We start from the raw sequence: 22,137 nt of genomic DNA, 5'->3' as shown, positions 1-22,137 counted from the left end.
TGACCCGGAAATCGGGCTGCAAAAGAGCCCGTCACACCCGAATGCAGCGTTATTTTGAGGGCTACTTTCCGTCGGGCGTGCGAACGCCGGCCCAGCTGTCACGCACCTGATTGTAGTGCACCTGGGGATTGTAGACGTCCACCTTCAGCCCCAGCGAAATCGCATCGAGCCGGCCGATGATGGAGACCAGCGAATAGGCGGCCACCACACGGTCCCGCTGCGCCACCACGAGGGCGGACTGGGAATTGGTGAGGTCGCGCTGCGCGTTCAGCACGTCGGTGGTGGTGCGCTGGCCCACGCGCCATTCCTCGCGCACGCCTTCCAGCGCCAGCGTGTTGGCGGCAACGGACGCCTGCGCCGCCTGGATCTGCACCTTGGCAGCCTCCAGCGCGCCCCAGTACTGAACCGCCTGGGCGCGGATGGCGTCGCGGTTCACGTCCACGTCGATCCGCGCCTGCGACAGCAGTTCCTTTGCCTGGCGGATGTTCGCGTACTCCACGCCGCCCTGGTAAATCGGAACCGAAAGGTTGAGGGTGGCAGCGGCCGTCCCAACCCGCTCGACGCCGATGCTCGAATCATAGGCCTGCGAGAGCTGGCCCTGAAGGCTCAGGTTCGGCAGCAGCGCGCCTTCGGCGACCTTCACCTGGAAAACCGCGGCATCCACGGCAAATTCCGATGCCTTGATGGCCGGGTGCTGGGTCAGCCCACTCGAAATCACGCGATCGACCTTGCCGGGCAGCATGGTTTCGATGGAGCGGGGGTTGAACAGCTTGCCCGGCTCGACACCGATGACCTGCCGGTACACCGCACGGGCCGAGGAGAGGTTCGCGACGGCCTGGCTCACCTGATACTGCGCATCGGCAACCCGAGCCTCGGCCTGGGCCACGTCGGTGCGCGTCACCTCGCCCACGTTGAACCGGTCACGGGTGGCCCGCAGTTCCTGCTCGAAGGCGGCGAGGCTTTTCCGCTGAAGGTCCAGCAGGGCAATGGCCTGGATGACGTTCATATAGGCCGTCACGCCATTCAGCAGCACCGACTGCTCGGTGTTGCGCAGCGTCTCCCGCGAGCCACGCACCTGCGATTCGGCGGTGCGGGTCTGGTTGGCGGTGGTGAAGCCGTTGAACAGGGTATAGGCCGCGGTCAGGGCGAACTGGCGGGGCCAGGCCGTGCCACTGGTCGTGGTGCTGCCCGTGGGCTGGTAGCGGTAGGCCTCCGGCCCGGCCGATGCCGTGGCCCCCAGGGTCGGCCGATAGCCCGAGAGTGCCTGCGGCACCCTCTCGTCCACCGCCCGGGTCCCCGCACGCTGCGAATTCAGCGTGGGATTGTTGACGTAGGCCATGGCGAGAGCGGCATCGAGGGACTGGCTGGACGCGCTCCCCATGCCGAGCGCGATGATGCTGGCCCCCGCCAAAATTGCATATCCGTTTCGGCGAACGAGTCTCGCAACCGACATCCCAATCTCCCGGTCCGACGCAGCATGCAGACGAGCTGCAGCGACTCATGCCGCGCGGTAACTTGTCCGAAAGATATCTGCACTGCTCGCAATCGGGAACCGACCGGTTCGATCTCCCGGACGTTTTCGGGTCAGCGCGGCAATCGCGCCACAGGTGCCTAGAAAACGAAGCGTGGCGCGGCTTTGAAGCCGGGAAGCGCGGGCACGGCGGCGTTGAAGGCCACCCGCTCGCTCATGGCACCCGCGACCTTGGTAAACACCTTGGCCTGTCCGGCGCCCCCATGGCCCACCACGGCGACGACTCGGCCACCTTCCTTCACCTGGGCGAAGAGGTTCGCCGGCACCTCGTCCACCGCTCCGTTGAGCAGGATGAGGTCGTAGGGTGCCTCGGCGGCCCAGCCGGCGTTCAGCGGCCCCTGCATCACCGCCACGTTGGCGACGCCCAGTTCGGCGAGGGTCGTATTGGCGATCGCTGCGAGGCCGGCATCCTCCTCCACGGCCACCACCTGCTGGGCGAGGCGCGACAGCACGGCGGCCGAATAGCCGGTGCCGGTGCCCACATCGAGCACGTGCTCATGCTCCTGCACGTCGGCGAGTTGCACAAGGCGCGCGAGAATCATGGGCTCGATGAGATAGCGCGGGGCATTGCCGGAGGTGAGCGCCAGATCGTCGTCGATATAGGCCAGCGACTTCAGCTGCGCCGGCACGAACTTCTCGCGCGGAATCTCCAGCATGGCGGCAACGATGCGCGGATCGGTGACATTGTTGGTGCGGACCTGCCCGTCCACCATGCCGCGGCGAAGCTCGACGAAATCGATCATGATGCGTCTCCGGCCAAATACTTTAGAAGGCTCCGTTGCCGCTCGGACTCGGGTGCCACGCCCGGACCGGCCCGGCCGAAACGTCCCGGGCGGCGGCTCCGTGCCGAAACTCTTGATGGAACACCCTCCTGCCGACCGGATCGCCAGACGATCCGCCCGGATCGGGCGCTGGCGCGGTCGGCAGGCCGATGGGGTTCGGAATACCTGTACCGCCCGGCTCAAGAGCCATATTGCCGCCCCTTTTGCAAGGCGCTCCACACCTCGGGGACGGTCGCGGGACGGACGATGTGGCCGCAAGTCGCATGGTTCCGCACCCGCTGCGGGTGGAGGTTGGCCCCTTGCCAGGTTGGCCCCCTGCCCCGGCTTGAACCCGCATCGGCCGGACGCCCGCTGGGCGACGCCCTGCCGCGTGTCGCTGGTGAAGGCGGCCAAATGGAGGCAGCCAAGAGAAGGCAGCCAAGAAGGACGCAGGGAGACCCGCAGGATGGACGCTTCCCTTCCCCCGGCCGCAGCCGGTCCCGCCCCCGCCGGCCTTGACGAGGAGGCCGTGCGCCGGCTCGTTCACCTTTTCTACGATCGCGTGCACGAGGACGCGGTGCTTGGTCCCATTTTTTCCGGACGCATTGCCGCCGATGCCTGGCCCGTGCATCTCGCCAAGATGTGCGACTTCTGGTCCTCCGTGCTGCTGAAGTCGGGACGCTACGACGGCCGCCCCCTGCCGCCGCACCTCGCGCTGGGATCGGACGCCGGAGAGGCGCAGTTCGCCCGCTGGCTCGCCCTGTTCCGCCCCACGGCGCTGGAGGTGCTGCCGCCGGACGCGGCCCAGGCGGCCATCGCCCATGCCGAACGCATGGCCCATTCCTTCCGCCTCGCCATCGGCTTCCACACCGGCGAGGACATCACGCGCATGCCGCCCGTCCGGTAGGTCGGCGCCGCTTCTGGCTCTGCGCCTCAATCCCCGCCCGACCCTGCCGGCGCTTTGGCTCCTGCTGCGCTTTGGCTCCTGCCGCCCTCAGGTGCGGCCGCCCCGCTGTGCGCCCGCTCCGGCCCTCCGAGCTGTCACCCGATATGACTAGGGGTTGAACGACCACCATCAGCCAGTTGCGGTCCCACCGCCGGCGGCGAGACCCGACGCCCTCCGTAAGCCCTTAAAAATAAACCCATTCATGAAACCGATTTCATTGCGGCATTTGGTCCGGGTCCACCCGTTGCTATCCTGATACCTTACACTTTATACAATTATAACGTGTAACACGCTGTCAGGGCGGCAATATGCGAAACAATGCGATCACCGTTTCGGCGGTCATTCCCCTTTACAATGGGGCCCCCTTCATCCGGGAGGCGCTGGAAAGCGTCCTCGGCCAGACGGAGCCCGCGGACGAAATCATCGTGGTGGACGATGGATCCACCGACGACGGCCCCGCCATCGTCGAGGAGATGGCCCTCCATCACCCCATCACCTTGCTGCGCAAGGCGAATGGCGGCCAGTCGTCGGCGCGCAACCTCGCCATCCGCCACACCACGTGCAGCCACGTGGCGTTCCTCGACCAGGACGATGCCTGGTACGAGGAACATCTGGAAATCCTCAAGCGGCCGTTCACGCAGGGCCAAGTGCGCCGCCTGGGCTTCGTCTACGGCAACCTCGATCTGATCGACAGGAAGGGGCGCCTGTTCATGCAGGGGTGCCTGAGCCAGATCGTGTCGCCGCAGCCCAAGCGGTCGCTCGGCGACTGCTTGCGGCACGACATGTTCATCCTGCCCGGGGCGACCCTGGCGTCGAAGCAGGCCATGATCGATGCCGGCCTGTTCGACGAACGGCTGTCCGGCTACGAGGACGACGACCTGTTCGTGCGGATGTTCGCGCTCGGCATGCGCAGCATCTACCTCAACGTGGCCGTGTCGCGCTGGCGCATCTATTCCGGCTCGACCTCCTACAGCCCGCGCATGGCGCGCTCGCGCATGATCTATTTCGGCAAGCTGGTGGAGATGTTTCCCGATGACCCGCTCATCGGGCTTTTCCTCAGTCGGGATGCCATTGCGCCGCGTTTCCTTGGCCTCCTCACGAGCGAGTTCATGGTCGCCTCCCGATCCGGGGATACCGAACGCCTGCTGCGCACCTGGGGCGATATCCAACAGGTGATTCCAGCCATGTCTCCCAAGGCGCAACGCAGGATGCGGCGGGTCCACCCGGTCGTCGAGGCCACACTCCTCACCCCTGTCCGTTCCCTGTCGCGACGCGCAATGCGCCATGTGGCGCGCGACGTCCTGCGGGAGCAGCGGGAGCTGGAGGACATGCATAAATGGACCGGGGACAAGCTGAAGGCTCTGCTTGCGCCCGCCGCGGTAACACCTTAAGAACGCGCCTTCGTGAGGCCACGTGGCGGAGTGGTTACGCAGCGGACTGCAAATCCGTGCACCCCGGTTCGATTCCGGGCGTGGCCTCCACTTCCCGCCGACCATTCCCAAGTCTTGGTCCCGAGGCATCGCCGCCAGCGCCCGAGCGCGGCTTGCGTGCCACAGACGCCGCCGAAGCGGCGGTTCCGGGCCTTCTCGCCACGGCGACACAATATCAGGATACCACACACCGTTGACTTGCGCAGGCGGCGGCGGTTGATGAACCCTATGCGGCCCGTTCCTTTGGCCGCCGGAGACAGGCATGAGTGCAAAAGCCCCCCCGAGCCAGAGCCAGGGCGCCGCGAAGGACGAGACCAGGACGGTGCTGCGCCGCCTCCTCCTTTCGGACGGTCGCACCCACTGGAAGGGCTATGCTCTGGCCTTCGTGTTCATGGGCCTCATGGGCGCCTGCACGGCATTGCTCGCCTATCTGATGCGGGACGCGGTGAACGCCATCTTCGTCGCCCCCACGCCGCAGGCGGTGTGGGCGGTGTCCGGCGCCGTCATGCTGTTGTCCATCGTCAAGGGGGCGTCCGCCTACGGCCAGAGCATCACCATGGCGCGGGTGGGCAACCGCATCGTCGCCGACAACCAGAAGCGCGCGTTCGACCAGATCCTGATGCAGGACGCGTCCTATTTCGCCAGGCACCACACCGCCGAGATCACCGGCCGCTTCTCAGCCGGCGCCAACGGCGCGCGCGGCGCGCTGGACCTTATCATCACCAGCATCGGGCGCGACGCCCTGTCCCTGGTCATGCTGGCGGCCGTGGCCATCGTGCAGGACCCGTTCCTGGCCGTCATCGCCCTGGTGGTGATGCCCGCGGCGGTCATCGGCACCCGCAAGCTGATCAAGAAGACCAAGACGCTCTTCACCTCCGGCTTCCGCTCGGGGGTGCAGCTGTCCTCCATCGCCATGGAGGCGATCCAGGGCGTGCGCACGGTCAAGGCCTATACCCTTGAGCCGGTGATGCGCGAGCGCACCCACAAGTTCATCGACGACGTGGAAGCCAATTCCAACCGCCTCGTGCGCACCCAGGCCAAGTCCAGCCCGCTCATGGAGACGCTGGGCGGCCTCGCCATCGGCGGCGTGGTGCTCTACGCCGGCTACAATGTGATCGAGCTGGGCCGCTCGCCCGGCCAGTTCTTTTCGGTGCTTACCGCGTTGCTGCTGGCCTATGAGCCGGCCAAGCGGCTTGCCCGCGTGCATGTGGACCTCGCGAGCCACGTCATGGGCGCGCGCATGCTGTTCGAGCTGCTCGACGCCCCCGCGCCCGACCGCGATGCTCCAGGCGTCCCCGCCCTGCCCCGCCCCCGCGGCCGGGTGGAATTGCGCGAGGTGGTGTTCGGCTATCGCCCCGGCGAGAGCGTGCTGCGCGGCCTGGACCTGGTGGCCGAGCCCGGCCAGACCACGGCCCTCGTGGGCCAGTCGGGCGGCGGCAAGACCACCATCATCAACCTCATCGAGCGCTTCTATGATCCGCAGGGCGGCGCCGTGCTCATCGACGACATCGATGCCCGCAGCGTGACGCGCTCGTCGGTCAGGGCCAACGTGGCCCTGGTGAGCCAGGACGTCTACCTGTTCTCCGGCACGGTGAAGGACAATATCGGCTTCGGCCGGCCCGGCGCCTCCGACGAGGAGATCGTCGCGGCGGCGCGCGCGGCCCACGCCCACGATTTCATCATGGGCTTCGAGAACGGCTACGACACGCCGGTGGGCGAACATGGCGCCCAGCTTTCCGGCGGCCAGCGCCAGCGCATCGCCATCGCCCGCGCCTTCCTGAAGAACGCGCCCATCCTGCTGCTGGACGAAGCCACCGCCGCCCTCGATTCCGAATCGGAAGCCCTGGTGCAGCGGGCGCTGAACGAGCTGCAGCACCAGCGCACCACCATCGTCATCGCCCACCGCCTGCAGACCGTGGTGCGCGCCCACAAGATCTGCGTGGTGGAGCACGGCCGCGTGGTGGAATACGGCACCCATGACGAGCTGATCGCCCGGCGCGGCCGCTATTACGGCTTCTATTTCGCCCAATTCGCGCATGAGCAGCAGCAGCAGGCAGGTGCGGACAGCGCCGACGCGCCTGTGGACAATCTTGGCGAGACCGGCAGCGCGCGTCTCCACGCCTGACGCCGCAAGGCTTTGCACCCGGTTCACGAACCGGGTGCGGCAATGCGGGCGCAGAAAATGCGCGTTTCGACTTCACAAGCGGGCAAGCGGTTGCTATATCGCCGCCTCGGTCGCGAGACCCACGGTCCCTGATAGCTCAGTTGGTAGAGCGTTCGACTGTTAATCGAATGGTCGCAGGTTCGAGTCCTGCTCAGGGAGCCATTTCCACCCGATACAGCACGCCACGGGGCGCCAGCGGAGCGAAGGCTCGGCCGTGCGGCGTTTCAGGTGCAACCGGGTCCTCCGGCCTCGCCACCCCACTTCCGATCGTCGCCCCCCGTTCAGGCTGCGGCCGCGACCAGCGCCCGCTCCAGCTTGCCGAGCCCCTCGTCGAGGAGGGCGTCCGGGATGGTCAGCGGGTTCAGGAGGCGGATGGTGTTGCCGTAGACGCCGCAGGATATGAGGATCAGCCCGTCGGCGAGCGCCGCCTGGGTCACGCGCTTGGCGGCATCGGCGTCGGGCTCGACGGTACCGCGCTTCTTCACCACGTCGAAGGCCACCATGGCGCCCGGTCCCCGGATCGAACCGATGGCCACGCCATCGTTGCGCAGGGCCATGCGGGCGAGGGCCGCCTTGATGCGCTCGCCGATCACGTTGGCGCGCTCGATCAGCTTCTCGTCGGCGATCACGTCCAGCACGGCGAGGGCCGCAGCGCAGGCGATGGGATTGCCGGCATAGGTGCCGCCGAGGCCGCCGGGCTCGGCGGCATCCATGATCGCCTCGCGGCCGATCACGCCCGAGAGGGGAAAGCCGCCGGCCAGCGACTTGGCCACGGTGACGAGGTCCGGCTCGACCCCGGAATGCTCGATGCCGAACATGCGGCCGGTGCGGGCAAAGCCGGTCTGCACCTCGTCGGCGATCAATACGATACCGTGCGCGTCGCAGGTCTGGCGCAGGGCCACCAGCAGCTCCGCCGGCGCCGGCAGGAAGCCGCCCTCGCCCTGCACCGGCTCGATGATGATGGCCGCCACGTCCTGCGGGCCGATATCGGCGCGGAACAGATAGTCGAGCGCCTTGAGCGTGTCGGCGACGCTCACGCCATGGTCGGCGCAGGGGAACGGAAGATGGAAGATGCCGGGCGGGGAGATGCCGAACTTCTTCTTGTAGGGCAGCACCTTGCCCGTGAGCGCCATGGTCAGCGCCGTGCGGCCGTGGAAGCCGCCGGAAAAGGCGATGACGCCGGTGCGGCCGGTGGCGGCCTTGGCGATCTTCACGGCATTCTCCACCGCCTCGGCGCCGGTGGAGAACAGGATGGATTTCGCCGCGCCGGTGAAGGGGGCGATGGCGTTCAGCCTCTCGCATAGCGCCACATAGGGCTCGTAGGGCACGATCTGGAACGCGGTGTGGGTATAGGCGTCGAGCTGCGCGCGCACCGCCGCCAGCACCTTCGGATGACGGTGGCCGGTGTTGAGGACGGCGATGCCCCCGGCGAAATCGATGTAGCGGGTGCCGTCGGCATCCCAGACCTCCGACCCCTCCGCCTTCTGCGCGAACACGGGAAAGGCGGTGGCGATGCCCCGGGGAATGGCCTTGGTTCGACGGGCTTGCAGCGCGGCGTTCTCGGACATGGCGCTCCTCCTTATCGTTGCCTCAGGATAAGACGTGATCGCGTTCCGCGGGAATGGGATAGATCGGGTGGCACCCGCTATCCCCCGGCTTCAGCCTGCGGAAACAGCTCCCGGTTCGGGCGTGCGTCCGGCGCGCTCGGCGTTGATCCGGCCGTCCACCAATTCGACGATACGGTCGCAGCGCTCGGCGAGGGCCATGTTGTGGGTGACCACGAGAAAGGTGGTGCCCCGCTCGGCGTTGATCCGGCGCAACAGCGCGAACACGCTGTCGGCGGAAGCGGTGTCGAGGTTTCCCGTGGGCTCGTCGGCGAGCACAAGGGCCGGCTCCATGGCCAGGGCCCGGGCGATGGCGACGCGCTGCTGCTGGCCGCCGGACATGTTGGTGGCGCGGTTGTTGCGCCATCGGCTCAGGCCCACCCACTCCAGCAGCTCGTCGGCGCGCTGCTCCATCCGCCGGTCGGCCCGGCCCTGGTCCACCAGCATGGGCATCATCACGTTCTCGGCCGCTGTGAAGGCCGAGATCAGGTAATGGTATTGGAATACAAAGCCGATGGCGTGGCCACGCAGCCGGGTCCGCGCGGCGTCATCGAGCTGCGTCGTATCCGCCCCGGCGACCGCAAGGCGCCCGGACGTGGGGCTGTCCAGAAGGCCGATGATGTTGAGCAGCGTGCTCTTGCCCGAGCCGGAGGGGCCGATGAGGGCCACGAACTCGCCGGCCCGCACGGTGAGGTCGATGCCGTGCAGCACCTCGGTCTCCACCGCCGTGCCGATGGCGTAGGATTTGCGGATCGCCTCAAGGGCCAGCACGTCAGCCACGAATCGCCTCCACCGGATCGATGCTGGCGGCGCGCAGCGCCGGGGCGAGGCCGGCGACGACGCCGGTCAAGGTGGCCAGCAATGCCGCGGCCAGGAACAGGCTCGGCTCCAGGATCAGCGGGAACAGCTCCGAGCCGTCCACCTGCCGCAACAGGCGATGCCAGAGGACCAGCGAGCCCGCGCCGGCCGCCGACCCCAGCACCGAGCCCACCAGGCCGAGCACCCCGCCCTGGATGAGAAAGACCCGCAGGATCCGCCCGCGGGAGGCACCCATGGCCCGCAGGATGCCGATGTCCTTGGAGCGCTGGATCACCGACACCACCAGCACGGCGGCGATGCCGAAGGCCACCGATATGCCCACGAACAGCCGGATCAGGGTGTTGGAGGTCTGCTGGGCCCGCACCGCCGTGAAGAACTGGGCGTTGGTGGTGATCCAGCTGTCCGCCTCCACCGGCACCACGGCGGCGATGTCGCGGGCGATGGTATCGGCGGCATAGGTATCGGTCACGGTCATGTCGATGGTGGTGGCGCCGCCGATGAGGTTGAGCAGGCTCTGGGCGGTGCGCAGGGCCACATAGGTGTTGCGCGCGTTGGCGGCCTTGTTGCCGAAATCGAAGATGCCGGTGATGGTGAGGATGCGCCCGCCGCCATTGGCGGTGGTCACGTTCAGCTTGTCGCCCACCCCGGCGCCGAGGTCCTTCGCCAGCTCGGTGCCCACCAGGATGTCGTCGGTGCCGAGGCGCACCTCCCCCGCCACCAGATAGTCGGGCACGCGCACGATGCGGAAATACTGCTCCGGCTCCATGCCGGTGACGGAGATGCTGCGGCTGGCATCGCCCCGCACCGCCAGGGCCGAGCCGGACGCCGTGGGCGCCACCACCACCACGTCGGGCCGCGCCCGCATGGCGACGGCGATGGACTGCCACTGATCGATGGAGAGGATGCGCTGGGACGGCTTCTGCACCACCGCGCCCTCGATTACGCCCTTTTCGAAGCGCAGCGGCCGCGCCACCTCGTCCGGCGGCAGCAGCTGGATCTGGGGCTGGGAGGTCAGCACCCGTTTGATGAAATTGGCCTGAAGCCCCGCCAGCATGGCCGACATGAACACGATCACGCCCACGCCGATGGTGATGCCGCCGAGGATGAAGGCGGTCTGCATGCGGCCTTCGCCGAGGAAGCGCAGGGCGGCGATCCATTCGAACGGCAGCCAGCGGTTCATCGCGGCACCGGCCGGATGCGCTGGCCGGCGCGCACGCCCGAGGCCACGGGCAGCACCTGTTCGCCGGGGGTGAGCCCCTCCAGCACCTGCACCTGATCGCCGGCCCACAGGCCGAGGCGCACCTTCTGTTCCCGCGCGCGCCCGTCCCGCGCCACCAGCACGAACGGCGCCGCCGCCGTGGGAGCGTGCACGGTCCGCGCGGCGACCACCACCGCATCCGGCCGGCGATCCACCGCGATGTCCACGGACACGGTCATGTCCTGCCGCAGATAGGCCGGCGGATCGGGCACCGTGAGCTTCACCTCCACCGAGGCGCGGGTGATGTCCACGGAGGGGTTGATATAGGTGAGGCTGGCGGGAAACCTCTGGTCCGGATAAGCGTCGGCGGAGGCGACGGCGTCCTGGCCGAGCTTCAGCAGCCTCAGGTTCTTCTCGTCGATCTGCACCACCAGCTGAATGGCGCCGGCCGGGGCCAGCACCAGCAGCGTCTTGCCCGCCTGCACGACGCTTCCGCGTTCCACGCTGCGGGTGATGAGCACACCGTCGCGCGGCGCGGTGATGGTGGCGTAGCCAAGCCGCGCATGGGCGGTGGCAAGGTTGGCCCTGGCCTGGCTGAGCTGGGTCTCGGCAATCACGTAGTCGCTGCCGCCGGGGCTGGTGGTGTAGACCTGCAGTTCGGCGGTACGCGACAGGGTCATGGCCACATTGAGCGCGCGGGTGGCCTCATCCAGCGTGGCCTGGGTGCCGGCGCCGGATTTCGCGAGCTTGTTGGCGCGATCAAAGGCGGTCTGGGCATTTTCCAGGTTGGCGCGGGCCTGCTTCTGCGCTTCCTCGGCGGCGGGCCGGGACAGCTCGCGCAGCTGACGCATGCGGGCATCGGCCTGGGCCACCGCCCCCTCGGCCTGCACCACCGCCGAGTTGAGCTCGGTGCCGTCGAGGGCGACCAGCGGCTGGCCCTCCCGCACGCTCTGCCCCTCCTCCACCAGCACGTCCTTGACGGTGCCGGTGATCTGGCTGCCGATGTCCACCCGGTAGGGCGTTTCCACATGGCCGGTGGCAACCACGGTGCGCACCAGCTCGGCCTGCACCACCGGATAGACCACCACCTCCGGCCCCGCGAACCAGCGCAGCAGCCCCCACGCCACCCCGGCCAGAACCAGCACGAGGGCCGCGATCCGCCACTTAAGGCGCCACAGGACGCAGATGAAGCCGCCGCGTCCCGCGTCCTTCGAGGGATCGCGCGACACGGTGTTGGCGGCGGGGAGGGGCTGATCCACTTGATCCCTGACCGGTTCCGGCGTGGCGGCACGCACGCGGCTCACATCCCGGCAGGCTGGACGCCAGCCTGCAGCGGTGCGAGTCGCACCATCATGGTCTGCATTGCTGACCGCTTAAAGGCGATGGCTCAACTTGAGCGTAGCAATAGGACGGATGCGCGACCGCGATCCGGCCACGCCTTCCCCCGCCCGGCGCGCTCAATAATCCCACTGGGCGCCGACGCCCACCTCGGCCGAGCCGTCGGCGCCGGTGGCGCCCTGCAGGCGGATGTTCTTGGTGATGTCCATGTCCACCGTGACCTGGCTGGAGCCGGGCGTGGTGCCCTGCCGCACCCCCATGTACATGCGGTCGTTGAGGCGCCGGCCGATGCCCACCTGGCCGCCGGTGCCGGCCGCATTGGTGCCCACGTCCAGGCTGTCCACGCCCAGCGAGCGCCGCATCTGGTCGAGCACCCCGGAACCGCCGGAGAATTGCGCGATGGTCTGGGCGATCTGCAGCGCCTGGGCGCCGGTGAGCGAGCCGGCGGAGCGGCCGAACATGAGGCGCGAGAGCACCTCGTCCTGGGGCAAGGTGGGGGTGGAGCTGAAGGTCACGTCGGGGCGCGAGGCCGCCCCGGTGACCAGGATCTGCGCGGTGATGTCGTTGGCGGTGGTTTCCGCCACGAAGTCGAGGTCCGGGTCCGTGGTGCCGTTGAAGGTGATCTTGCCGCGGGTGAAATTCAGCCGCCGGCCGAGCACGTCGAAGGTGCCGCGCCGCATCTCGAAGCCGCCCAGCGTGGCCGGGCTGGCGGTGGTACCGCCCACCTTGAGGTCGCCGCCCAGCTCGGCTTCCAGCCCCATGCCGCGGACGAACACATTGTTCGGCGCCGAGACCGTGAGGTCGAGAGCCATGCCGGCATTGCTCCGGCGCGGCGCGGTGGCGCCCGCCTTGCCGCCGGGCCGGTTGGTGCTGACGTTCCAGTTACGGCCGCCATTGACGTGCCGCACGTTCAGCGCGGCCCCGCCGCCGGGCAGGCGATCGGGAATATTGACATCCAGGTGGCGCACCACGATCCGGCCGGTGAGGCGCGGATTGTTGGCGAACGCCCCTTCCACCGCCAGCCGCCCCTCGGCCACGAGGCGCATGAGGTCGCTGTTGACGAGGCCGGCATTGGTGAGGTCCACGTCGATGCGGCCGGGAAAGCCCTGCGCCGGGTCCAGCGCCACCGTGCCGCGCGCCGAGAGGCCGCCGCCGTTGGGCGTGCGCGCGGTGAGGGAAGACAGCGTCACCGAGCGATCCGTGCCGGTGATCACGCCCTCGATGTTGGAGAGGTTTACCCCGTTCACGCCATCATCGAAGCGGGCGCCGGAGATGCGCACCGTGCCACCCGCCCGCGGCGCGGCGGCGGTGCCGCGCACGGTGGCATCGATGGCCGCGCGCCCGCGCACCTGTGCGCCGGAAGTGGCGAGCATGGGATTGGCGAGCCCAAGGTCCAGCGCGCCCCGGATCGCAAGGTCGAGGTCGCCCGCGCCCAAGGGCGCCGAGCCGGTGAGGGTGAAGTCCGACAGGAAGCGCCCGGTGACGGTCGTCCGCGTGCTCACCCGCCCATCCGCGAACCGGCCATCGGCGCGGACATCGAGGGGGCCGATGCCGTTGGCCGACAGGTCCCGGGTACTGACCCGGGCAATTGTGAGGGAATAGGTGCCGGTGGGCGCCGCCGCCGGCCCGTCGAGCCGCGCGGTGCCCGAGAGCGTGCCGGCCAGCCCCAGGCCGGGGGCGGCGAGGTCCGCCAGCGCCAGCGGCAGGGTGGTGAGCGTCACGTCGAGCGCCAGCGCGGAGCCGGCCCGGCCGGACACGCTGGCGCTGCCGCCGCGCGTGGTGAGCGTCAGCCGATCGATGGCGAGGGTATCTCCAGACCAGCGAAAATTGGCCGGCGCGGCATTGGTGATGCTGGTGCCGCCACGCGCCAGGGTAAGGCGATCGAGACGGAAGCCGATGGTGCCGTCGCGCGGGGTCAGGAGGCCGGCGGTGGTGAGGGTCGCGCCATTGACCACGGCATCGAGATTGAGGCTGGTTCCCGCCGCGCCATTGCCCGCCGCCGCGCCGGTGGCGGTGAGGTTGGCCTGGGAAATGTCCATGCCGCCGGCATTCACCGCGCGCAGCCGCACCGTGCCGTCCAGCACCGGCGCGCCGGTGGGGTCCACCACGGTGGCATCGATGCGGGCGCTGCCCACGCTTTGCCCGGCGGCAGAGACATTGGCCGCATCCGCCTTCACCGCCACGCGCTGGCGCCCGCCGGTGGCGTCGAGACGCACATCGGCATTGAGCCGCCCGGCCAGCTCGGTGAGCGCGAGGGGCGAGAGATCATTCAGGTCGCCGGCGGCGACAGTAAGCGTCCCGTCCACGAGGCCCTTCCCATCGAGCCGCACGTCGCCCTTGGCCGAGACCGAGCCGATGGCGATTGCAAGGTCCTTCAGCTGTCGCGCCCCGTCGGCCAGCGTCGCGAAGGCGCCCGAGCCGGTGGCGGGCTTGCCGGCCACGCGGCCGTCGAGGGTGAATTGCGCCGCAGGGTTGCCGGTGAGGTCGGAGGCCGTCACCGCGAGGCTCAGGCCCTCCACCTTCTGCTTCATGGCCGTGCCGGCGGGCATCAGCAGCCGCGCGGTGAGGCCGAGATTATCGAGGCTGCCGCGGAACGCCGCCTCGCCCGTCACCGCGCCGGAGACGCGGGGATCGAGCTTGGCCACATCGACCAGCGCGAGCTTGGCCGCAAGATCGGCACTGGTGCGGGAGATGGTGCCGTCGGCGGTCACCGTCAGGCTGTCGGACGCGAGGTTGAAGCGGTCGACACGGATGGCGTTCTGCCCGTCCCGCGCCAGCTTGGCGGAAAGCGTCGTGGCGCCGCCGAACAGGCCGTCCACCGCCGCGATCCCGGTGGCCACGTCCTTGCTGCCGCCGGTGATGGTGGCATCCACGCGGGAAAGATCGCCGCTGGCGTCGATGGTGGCGTCCAGCGCCGCCGTGCCCGCCAGCCGGCGACCGGCGAGGGGGGAGAAGGCGGCGAGATCGAGCTTGTCCAGCTTGAGCGTGCCGGCGATCTTCTCCGCCGACGCATTGCCGCTGAAGCGGCTGGTGAGGGCGGCCAGCTCCACGGTGGCTGCGGTGACGGACGGCGCCCGCCCCTTGGGCTGGGTGCCGGCCACATGGAAGCGGGCGGTGCGGCCCAGCGCCTGCGCCACCTTGGGGTCGTCGGCGGAAAGCCCGTCCGCCCGCCCGTCGAGGGTGAAGGCAAGGTTCCGAGCGGCATCCGGGAGGGTGGCGGCGTTGATTTCGACGGTGGCGGCGCCATAGCCGGCGCCCTTCAGGCCCTCGGCCGTGGCGCGGGCGGACAGGACCGGGGCCGCGAACGCGCCCTTCAGGGTGCCGTCCACCCCCGCCGCCTTCCAGGTGATCCCCGGCGCGAGCGCGGCGAAGCGGGCCGCCTCGCCGGCCTTGAGGCCGAACACGAGATCGGCGGTCATGGCGCCCGCATCCACGGTGCCATGCACACCCGCGCCGAAGCCGACCGCACGGGCGGTCGCGCTCTCGATAGCGATGCGCCGGGCCTTGTCCACGGTGGCGGCCCCGGCGAGTTCCAAGCCGCCCTCCAGCAGGGGCGCGATCTGGGCCGGAAGCAGCCGGGCGATATCGGCCTCGGCGGTGAAGCTCACGCGCCGCCCTGCCCCGGTTGCCCGGACTTCGGCCGTGCCATTGACCTTGGCGGCCGCGCCGGCGGCAACGTCGAGACGGCCGTCCCAAGCGTCCAGCGGCCCCACGCCCTTGAGCGTCGCCGTGATGGCCGGCAGGTCGGCGATTCCGGCGGCCCGCGCCACGAGGCCGCCCGCCGGCTCCTCGGCGGTGATGTCGAGGTCGAGATGCTCGGTCTGCGGCACATAGCCGAGACGGCCGGTGAGGCTGCCCGGCTGGTCCCGCCGCTTGAGATTGAAGGCGCCGGACAGGCCCCGCTCCAGCGCGCGCAGCTCGGCGGTGGCCACCAGCGACAGCACGGCGGCATGGCCGAGCACCGGCTCGTCGATGACGATCTCGTCGAGGAAAAAGCGCCCGACCCGCACCGGCAGGGCGAAGCCCCCGCCGCTGCTGCTGGCGCTCTGGGTTTCCGGGGGGGCCGGCGGCAGTTCGGGCTTGCGCTGGAGCGCGACGCGGGTGGCGCCGGCGGCATTGATGTCGAGGGTGCCGAAAAGAAGCGACAGGGGGTTCCAGTCGAGGCTCAGGTTCTCCACCTCGGCGAAGGGACCCCTGGCATCGGAGAGCTGGATGCGCGCCACCGCCATGGTGGCCGGCACGAAGCCGGTGATGCCGGAGACCTCGACGCCCAGCCCGCCGGAGGAGGCGAGCGCCGAGCCCACGCGGGCCAGAAGCGCCTTGCCCGGCGGGGTCTGGATGGCGCCGAACGCCACGGCGAGCAGCACCAGCACGCCCGCGAGCGCGAGGCCGGTCCATTTGGCGAGGGTGCGCATGATTGCCATCAGAAGGCCTGCCCCAGGCTGACGTAAACGCCGAAGGACCCGTCGTCGGGGCCGGGATTGAGCGGAACGGCGAAATCCAGCCGCAGCGGCCCGATGGGCGTGTAGTAGCGCAGGCCGATGCCCGCCGCGTATTTCAGGCCGTTGAAGTCCGGATACTCGCTCGCGAAGGCCGAGCCCATGTCGAAGAAGGGCACGATGCCGATGGTATCGGTGATGCGCACGCGCACTTCCGCCGAAGCCTCGAAGAAGGAGAGGCCGCCCACGATCTGGCCGAACGCATTGCGCGGGCTGGCCGACTGGAAATCGTAGCCGCGCACCGAGCCGCCGCCGCCCACATAGAAGCGCCGCTGCGGCGGCACGTCGTAGAGGTCGCCGACCCCCACCAGGCTGCCAGCGGCCACCCGGCCGGCGAGGATGATGCGGCGGTCGTCGTCGAAGGCGTGATAGGCGGACAGCGCGGCCTTGAGCATCACCGGGCCGGCGCCGCTGTCGCCGAGATAGGCGAAGGGCTCCACCGTGGCGTTGAGGCGGATGCCGCGGGAGGCATCGAGCGCATTGTCGGTGGTGTCGTAGAAGATATCGACGGGAATGCCGGTAACGAGGGCGTTGTAGGTGCCGGTGGTGTCCTCCACCTGCCCGTCCTCGAAGTCGAGGCCCACCTGCATGGACAGCTGGTCGTCGAAGCGGTGGCGCACGGCGAGGAGCGCCACCACGCCCTCGCGCACATAGGCGTTGGTCACCTCGCGCAGGATGGCGGCATTGACGATCAGGTCGTCCTGGGCGGTCCAGATGCCGGGCTTCACGAAGCTGGCGGCGAGCTTGTAGCCGAACGGGTCGGCATTGGGCACCGCCTCCGGCACCCCGCCGAACCAGGACACGGAGGCGTCCAGCCGCAGGGTCTCGCCGCCGCCGAACAGGTTGCGGTGGCCCCAGAAGCCGTTGATGGACGAGCCGTCGGTGCTGGAATACTTGGCCGAGAAGCCCACATAGCGCGGATCGCGCGGGCGCACCTCGATAAAGATGGGCAGCCTGCCCTGGGCATCGAGCCGCTCGCCCTCGCGGAGGCGCACGCTGGCGATGGCCTGAATGGTCAACAGGCGCTTGCGCAGGCGCGTGAGCCGATCCGGCGAATAGGGCGTGCCGGGCGGGATCTCGACGCGATCCTCGATGAAGTTCGGCGGCAGGAAGTCGGCGCCGGAGACGGTGAAAGTGCCGAAGGTGGCCACCGGCCCGGTCTCGATCAGGAGGGTAACGTTGAGCCGGTGGGTGGCATGGTCGGCCACCACGTCCTTGCCGGTAAGGCGGGCGAAGGGGTGGCCGCGCTCGCGCCAGAAATCCACCAGCACCGCCTCGGCGCGGACAACGCGATCGGCCCGCGCCGATTCGCCCGGCTCCAGGCCCAGGGCGCGCAGGCTCGGGCCGTCGGCGAGGGGGCGGCGGGTCGAGGCATCGAGAATGCGGATGTCGCCGAAGACGAAGGGCGGGCCGGGGTCCACATCCACCCGCACCGGCACCGGGCCGGCCTTGCGGGCCCGCTCCACCACGTCGAAGATGTTGGGCGCATTGGGCGCCATGCCGGCGACGGTGATGCGGATGCTGGCGCCATAGCGCCCTTCCCCATAGAGCGCGGCGGTGATGCGCTCGAAATCGGAGAGCGCGCGGCGCACCAGGCCGGCGGCGCCGGAGGGCGGGCGATCCTTCAGGCTTTCAAGGTTCGAGGCCTGGGTAATGGCGCTCTTCAGGCCGCCGTCGCCGCCCTGCACCTCCATGTTCAAAGTATAGGGCGTGGCATCGATGACGGGGGTCTGGCGGGAGGTCGCATTCGGATTGAACAACGCGGCGATCGAACCGAAGAAATCGTCGCTCTGCGCATGCGACGGCACAGCCGAGAGCATTACAGCCACGGCTGCAAGCAGTAACGGACGCAGCCGGGTCCAATAATATGCAGCAGATATCGTCACCAGCCCTGCCCAACGCCCTCAGTTTAAGCCATTGCTACGGTGAAGATATGATTATTTTATCACGGGTTAGCCTACACGATGGGCTGCCCTTACGCCACCCTGTACGCCATTTAGCCTTAAGCAATTACCACGCATCGCCGCAAGGGGCGGGAACCTGAAGCTGGTGAATTCCCATGTGGTGGCCGCCGCCGATCCGGTGCTGGCCCGTACCGGCGCGCTTCTGGACACGCGCATCGCGGCGGGCCACGAACCCATCGCGTTGTCCTGAAGGGGGCAGAAGCGCGCGCGGCCGCAGGTCAGTGCCGGGGCGCCAGCAATTCCTGCGGCAGGGCGCGGCACACCCGCGCCACCTCGGCCAGCAGCCGGCCCATGGCGGAGGTCTTGCGCCAGAGCAGGGCGATCTGCCGGCTGGGCTTGGAATCGCTGAATTCCAAGAGATGGATGTTCTCGGCCGGCTGGGCCGGATTGCGCGTCGCCAGCATGGGCAGGAGCGTCATGCCCACGCCCGCCGCCACCATCTGGCGCAGGGTCTCAAGGCTGGTGGCGCGGAACTCCGACTTCTCCCGCGCCCCGGCCATCTGGCACACGTCCAGCGCCTGGTCGCGCAGGCAATGGCCGTCTTCCAGCAGCATCAGATTGTAGCGCGACAGCTCGGTGATGGAGAGCTTGTCGCGGGTGGCGAGGGCATGGGTGCCCGGCACGGCGAGGAGAAAGGGTTCCTCGAACAGGAATTCGCTATGGAACTGGCTGTCGTGCACCGGCAGCGCTAGGAAGGCGGCATCCAGCGTGCCGTAGTTCAGCCGGGAGATGAGCGCGGCGCTCTTCTCCTCGAACAGCAACAGCTCCAGGTCCGGGAAGCGGGCGCGGATCAGCGGCACCACATGGGGCAGAAGATAGGGCCCCAGCGTCGGGAACACGCCGAGCTTGAGGGTGCCGGCCTCCGCCGCGCAGCTGCGGCGGGCGCCCTCCTTCAACTGCTCCACCTCGTCGAGGATGCGGCGCGCCCGCTCCACCGCCTCGCGCCCGGCGGGGGTGAGCATGACACGTCGCGGCGCCCGCTCCACCAGCGGCACGCCCAATTCCTCCTCCAGCTTGCGCAGCTGGGTGGAGAGGGTGGGCTGGCTGACGAGGCACGCCTCGGCCGCCCGCCGGAAATTGCGGTGGTCGGCCAAGGCGACGAGATATTGCAGTTCGCGCAGGGTCATCGCGGGCGGCCCCCGTGGGAGGTCGCCCGGAGGAAGATGAAGTGGCGTGCCCGGCCGGTCACGCGGCCTTCACCGCCTCTTCCTTCGGCGCGCTGGAGCGGATGAGGTGATCGAAGGCGGACAGCGAGGCCTTGGCGCCTTCGCCCAGGGCAATCACGATCTGCTTGTAGGGCACCGTGGTGCAATCGCCGGCGGCGAACACGCCGGGCACCGAGGTCTGGCCGTGGGCATCCACCACGATCTCGCCGCGGGGGGACAATTCCACCGCGCCCTTCAGCCACTCGGTGTTGGGCAGAAGGCCGATCTGCACGAAGATGCCTTCCAGCTCCACCTTCACGCTGTCGCCGGTGTTGCGGTTCTCGTACACGAGACCGTTCACCTTCTGGCCGTCGCCGGTGACCTCGGTGGTCTTGGCGGAGGTGAGGATGGTGACGTTGGGCAGGCTCTTGAGCTTGCGCTGGAGCACGTCGTCGGCGCGCAGCGCGCTGTCGAACTCGATCAGCGTCACATGGGCGACGATGCCGGCCAGGTCGATGGCCGCTTCCACGCCGGAATTGCCGCCGCCGATCACCGCCACGCGCTTGCCCTTGAACAGCGGGCCGTCGCAATGGGGGCAGTAGGCCACGCCCTTGTTGCGATAGGTGTCCTCGCCCGGCACGTTCATCTGCCGCCAGCGGGCGCCGGTGGCCAAAATCACGGTCTTGGAGCGGAGACTCGCGCCGTTGGCGAACGCCACCTCGACGATGTCGGCGCCGGGCACCAGCTTCACCGCCTTCTGGAGATTGAGGATTTCCACCTCATACTCGCGGACGTGCTGCTCCAGCGCGGCGGCAAGCTTCGGCCCCTCGGTGTAGGGCACGGAGATGAAATTCTCGATGGCCATGGTGTCCAGCACCTGCCCGCCGAAGCGCTCGGCGGCAACGCCGGTGCGGATGCCCTTGCGCGCTGCATAGATGGCCGCCGTGGCGCCGGCAGGGCCACCGCCCACCACCAGCACGTCGAAGCGGTTCATCTCGGCCATGCGCCTGGCGTCGCGGGCGGCAGCGCCCGTGTCCAGCTTGGCGACGATCTCCTCGACGCCCATGCGGCCCTGCCCGAACACTTCGCCGTTCAGATAGACGGTGGGCACCGACATGACCTGCCGGGCGTCCACTTCCTTCTGGAACAGGGCGCCGTCGATGGCCACATGGCGGATCTTCGGGTTCAGCACGGCCATGAGGTTGAGGGCCTGCACCACGTCCGGGCAGTTCTGGCAGGACTGGGAGAAATAGGTCTCGAAGACGAAGTCGCCGTCCAGCGCCTCGATCTGCTCGATGACTTCCGGCTCGAGCTTGGGCGGATAGCCGCCGGTCTGCAGCAGCGCCAGCACGAGCGAAGTAAATTCGTGGCCCATGGGCAGGCCGGCGAAGGTGAGCGCGATGCTCTCGCCGGGGCTCGACAGGGCGAAGGAGGGCACGCGGGCGCCGGCGGCATCGCCATCGCGGCGCTCGGCGACGGAGACCTTGGCCGAGCAGTCGGTGATGTCGGAGAGCAGTTCCAGCATCTCCCTGGACTTCGCGCCATCATCCACGAATGCGGTGATTTCGACGGGTCGAACCAGCCGCTCCAGATACGCCTTGAGCTGGGTCTTCATGGCTGTGTCGAGCATGGCAATTCTCCGACGAATGCTTTGGAAAACAACAAGGGGCTCCGCATCCGCCGCGCGCGGGACGCGCGTAAGATGCCACCCCAGATCCGCCACGCGCAGGACGCGCGGCGGAGAGGATGGGTCCTTCCCAATGGAAGGACCCGAACGCGTGCCTCAGATCTTGCCGACGAGGTCGAGCGAGGGGGCGAGGGTCGCCTCACCTTCCTGCCACTTGGCCGGGCATACCTCGCCAGGATGGGAGGCGACGTACTGCGCAGCCTTGATCTTCCGCAAAAGCTCGGAGGCGTCGCGGCCGATGCCCTCCGCGGTGACTTCCACGGCCTGGATGATGCCGTTGGGGTCCACGATGAAGGTGCCGCGATCGGCGAGGCCGAGGCCCGGGCGCATCACTTCGAAATTGGTGGTGATGGTGCCGTTGGCGTCACCGAGCATGGCGTACTGCACCTTGCCGATGGTCTCGGACGAATCGTGCCACGCCTTGTGGGTGAAGTGGGTATCGGTGGAGACGGAATAGATCTCCACGCCGAGCTTGGCGAAATCGTCGTGGTGATCGGCAAGGTCGCCCAGCTCGGTGGGGCAGACGAATGTGAAATCGGCCGGGTAGAAGAAGAACACGGACCACTTGCCGACAAGGTCGGCCTCGGACACGTCGATGAACTTGCCCTGCTTGAAAGCGGTGGTCTTGAAAGGCTTGACCGGAGTATTGACGAGGGACATGGCAATTCCTTGGGTGGCTGTTGCGGTGCGAGAGGCCTTGGCCTTCGCGACGCAACATAGGGCCGAGCTATGGATAAATGAAATAGATAAGATTGTCGATATCGATAGATTTTAGCTATCATTAAAGCGCCCAACCGCTTCATTTCGCGGCGAAAGCCCGTGAAACAGGGGGGCCGGGGGAGCGGGAGCGCAGCCAAAGGTGCGGTGCGACATTTGCGCACGATTATCGCCAGGAAAGACGATGGCGCGGTCCCACAGCGGCTAGCTTGGCACCCGGCCAGCGCAGCGCTGCCCCGGCCACTCCATGGATCCCCCGGTCAAGCCGGGGGATGACGGCTGGGAGGATTTACATCCGCTTGAAACTCAGCGCCGTCGCCCCCTCTCCCGCGTG

At 68.6% G+C, this 22,137-nt stretch carries 14 protein-coding genes and 2 tRNA genes; 5 read left to right on the top strand and 11 right to left on the bottom strand.

What is annotated here, in order from left to right; all coding sequences use genetic code 11:
• Nucleotides 1-61: 61 nt before the first annotated feature.
• Together V5F48_RS06760 and V5F48_RS06755 are read right to left on the bottom strand one after the other, a co-directional pair.
• Complete coding sequence (locus V5F48_RS06760; RefSeq protein WP_394108227.1) at nt 62-1,411, bottom strand: TolC family outer membrane protein; 1,350 nt, start codon at nt 1,409-1,411, stop codon at nt 62-64.
• Between the two features lie 200 nt (nt 1,412-1,611).
• Complete coding sequence (locus tag V5F48_RS06755; protein ID WP_394258081.1) at nt 1,612-2,274, bottom strand: protein-L-isoaspartate O-methyltransferase family protein; 663 nt, start codon at nt 2,272-2,274, stop codon at nt 1,612-1,614.
• Between the two features lie 484 nt (nt 2,275-2,758).
• Here V5F48_RS06755 and V5F48_RS06750 point away from each other — a divergent pair, with 484 nt between their 5' ends.
• The 5 genes from V5F48_RS06750 to V5F48_RS06730 all read left to right on the top strand — a co-directional run bounded on the left by V5F48_RS06750 (nt 2,759) and on the right by V5F48_RS06730 (nt 6,994).
• On the top strand, nt 2,759-3,199 hold the full coding sequence (locus V5F48_RS06750) for a group III truncated hemoglobin (protein WP_394108225.1): 441 nt from the start codon (nt 2,759-2,761) through the stop codon (nt 3,197-3,199).
• Nucleotides 3,200-3,546: 347 nt separating this feature from the next.
• Nucleotides 3,547-4,629 (top strand): glycosyltransferase family 2 protein, encoded by a 1,083-nt coding sequence (locus tag V5F48_RS06745; RefSeq protein WP_394258080.1) that lies wholly within the window; start codon nt 3,547-3,549, stop codon nt 4,627-4,629.
• 16 nt (nt 4,630-4,645) lie between these two features.
• Nucleotides 4,646-4,719: transfer RNA gene (locus V5F48_RS06740), tRNA-Cys, on the top strand.
• 211 nt (nt 4,720-4,930) lie between these two features.
• Complete coding sequence (locus tag V5F48_RS06735; protein ID WP_394258079.1) at nt 4,931-6,793, top strand: ABC transporter ATP-binding protein; 1,863 nt, start codon at nt 4,931-4,933, stop codon at nt 6,791-6,793.
• 125 nt (nt 6,794-6,918) lie between these two features.
• Nucleotides 6,919-6,994, top strand: a tRNA-Asn gene (locus V5F48_RS06730).
• A 119-nt stretch (nt 6,995-7,113) separates the two neighbouring features.
• Here V5F48_RS06730 and gabT read toward each other — a convergent pair.
• From gabT to ahpC, 9 genes are all read right to left on the bottom strand, one after another.
• Nucleotides 7,114-8,400, bottom strand: a complete 1,287-nt coding sequence (gene gabT / locus V5F48_RS06725) for a 4-aminobutyrate--2-oxoglutarate transaminase (protein WP_394258078.1) — start codon at nt 8,398-8,400, stop codon at nt 7,114-7,116.
• Nucleotides 8,401-8,490: 90 nt separating this feature from the next.
• The gene (locus V5F48_RS06720) at nt 8,491-9,216 is read right to left on the bottom strand and encodes an ABC transporter ATP-binding protein (protein WP_394108221.1); all 726 of its coding nucleotides are present in this window, start codon (nt 9,214-9,216) and stop codon (nt 8,491-8,493) included.
• Nucleotides 9,209-10,435: an ABC transporter permease gene (locus V5F48_RS06715; protein WP_394258077.1), complete on the bottom strand. Its 1,227-nt coding sequence runs from the start codon at nt 10,433-10,435 to the stop codon at nt 9,209-9,211. The genes V5F48_RS06720 and V5F48_RS06715 overlap by 8 nt, the downstream gene beginning before the upstream one ends.
• Complete coding sequence (locus V5F48_RS06710; RefSeq protein ID WP_394258076.1) at nt 10,432-11,712, bottom strand: efflux RND transporter periplasmic adaptor subunit; 1,281 nt, start codon at nt 11,710-11,712, stop codon at nt 10,432-10,434. The genes V5F48_RS06715 and V5F48_RS06710 overlap by 4 nt, the downstream gene beginning before the upstream one ends.
• Before the next feature lie 198 nt (nt 11,713-11,910).
• Nucleotides 11,911-16,206 (bottom strand): translocation/assembly module TamB domain-containing protein, encoded by a 4,296-nt coding sequence (locus tag V5F48_RS06705; protein ID WP_394258075.1) that lies wholly within the window; start codon nt 16,204-16,206, stop codon nt 11,911-11,913.
• A gap of 8 nt (nt 16,207-16,214) precedes the next feature.
• Nucleotides 16,215-18,110 carry an autotransporter assembly complex protein TamA gene (locus V5F48_RS06700; protein ID WP_394258074.1) on the bottom strand — a complete coding sequence of 632 codons (1,896 nt, stop codon included), beginning with the start codon at nt 18,108-18,110 and terminating at the stop codon, nt 16,215-16,217.
• Nucleotides 18,111-18,472: 362 nt separating this feature from the next.
• Nucleotides 18,473-19,381, bottom strand: coding sequence for a LysR substrate-binding domain-containing protein (locus tag V5F48_RS06695; RefSeq protein ID WP_394258073.1), 909 nt, complete (start codon nt 19,379-19,381; stop codon nt 18,473-18,475).
• 58 nt (nt 19,382-19,439) lie between these two features.
• Nucleotides 19,440-21,029, bottom strand: a complete 1,590-nt coding sequence (gene ahpF, locus V5F48_RS06690) for an alkyl hydroperoxide reductase subunit F (RefSeq protein WP_394258072.1) — start codon at nt 21,027-21,029, stop codon at nt 19,440-19,442.
• Between the two features lie 153 nt (nt 21,030-21,182).
• A complete protein-coding gene (gene ahpC, locus V5F48_RS06685; protein WP_394108215.1) occupies nt 21,183-21,746 on the bottom strand; it encodes an alkyl hydroperoxide reductase subunit C in 564 nt (187 codons plus the stop codon).
• Between the last annotated feature and the right edge of the window lie 391 nt (nt 21,747-22,137).

This window comes from Xanthobacter autotrophicus ATCC 700552, assembly GCF_043194565.1.
GTDB lineage: Bacteria > Pseudomonadota > Alphaproteobacteria > Rhizobiales > Xanthobacteraceae > Xanthobacter > Xanthobacter autotrophicus_F.
The sequence above is the reverse complement of the archived record's forward strand: the minus strand, read 5'-3'. Positions and strand labels throughout refer to the sequence as shown.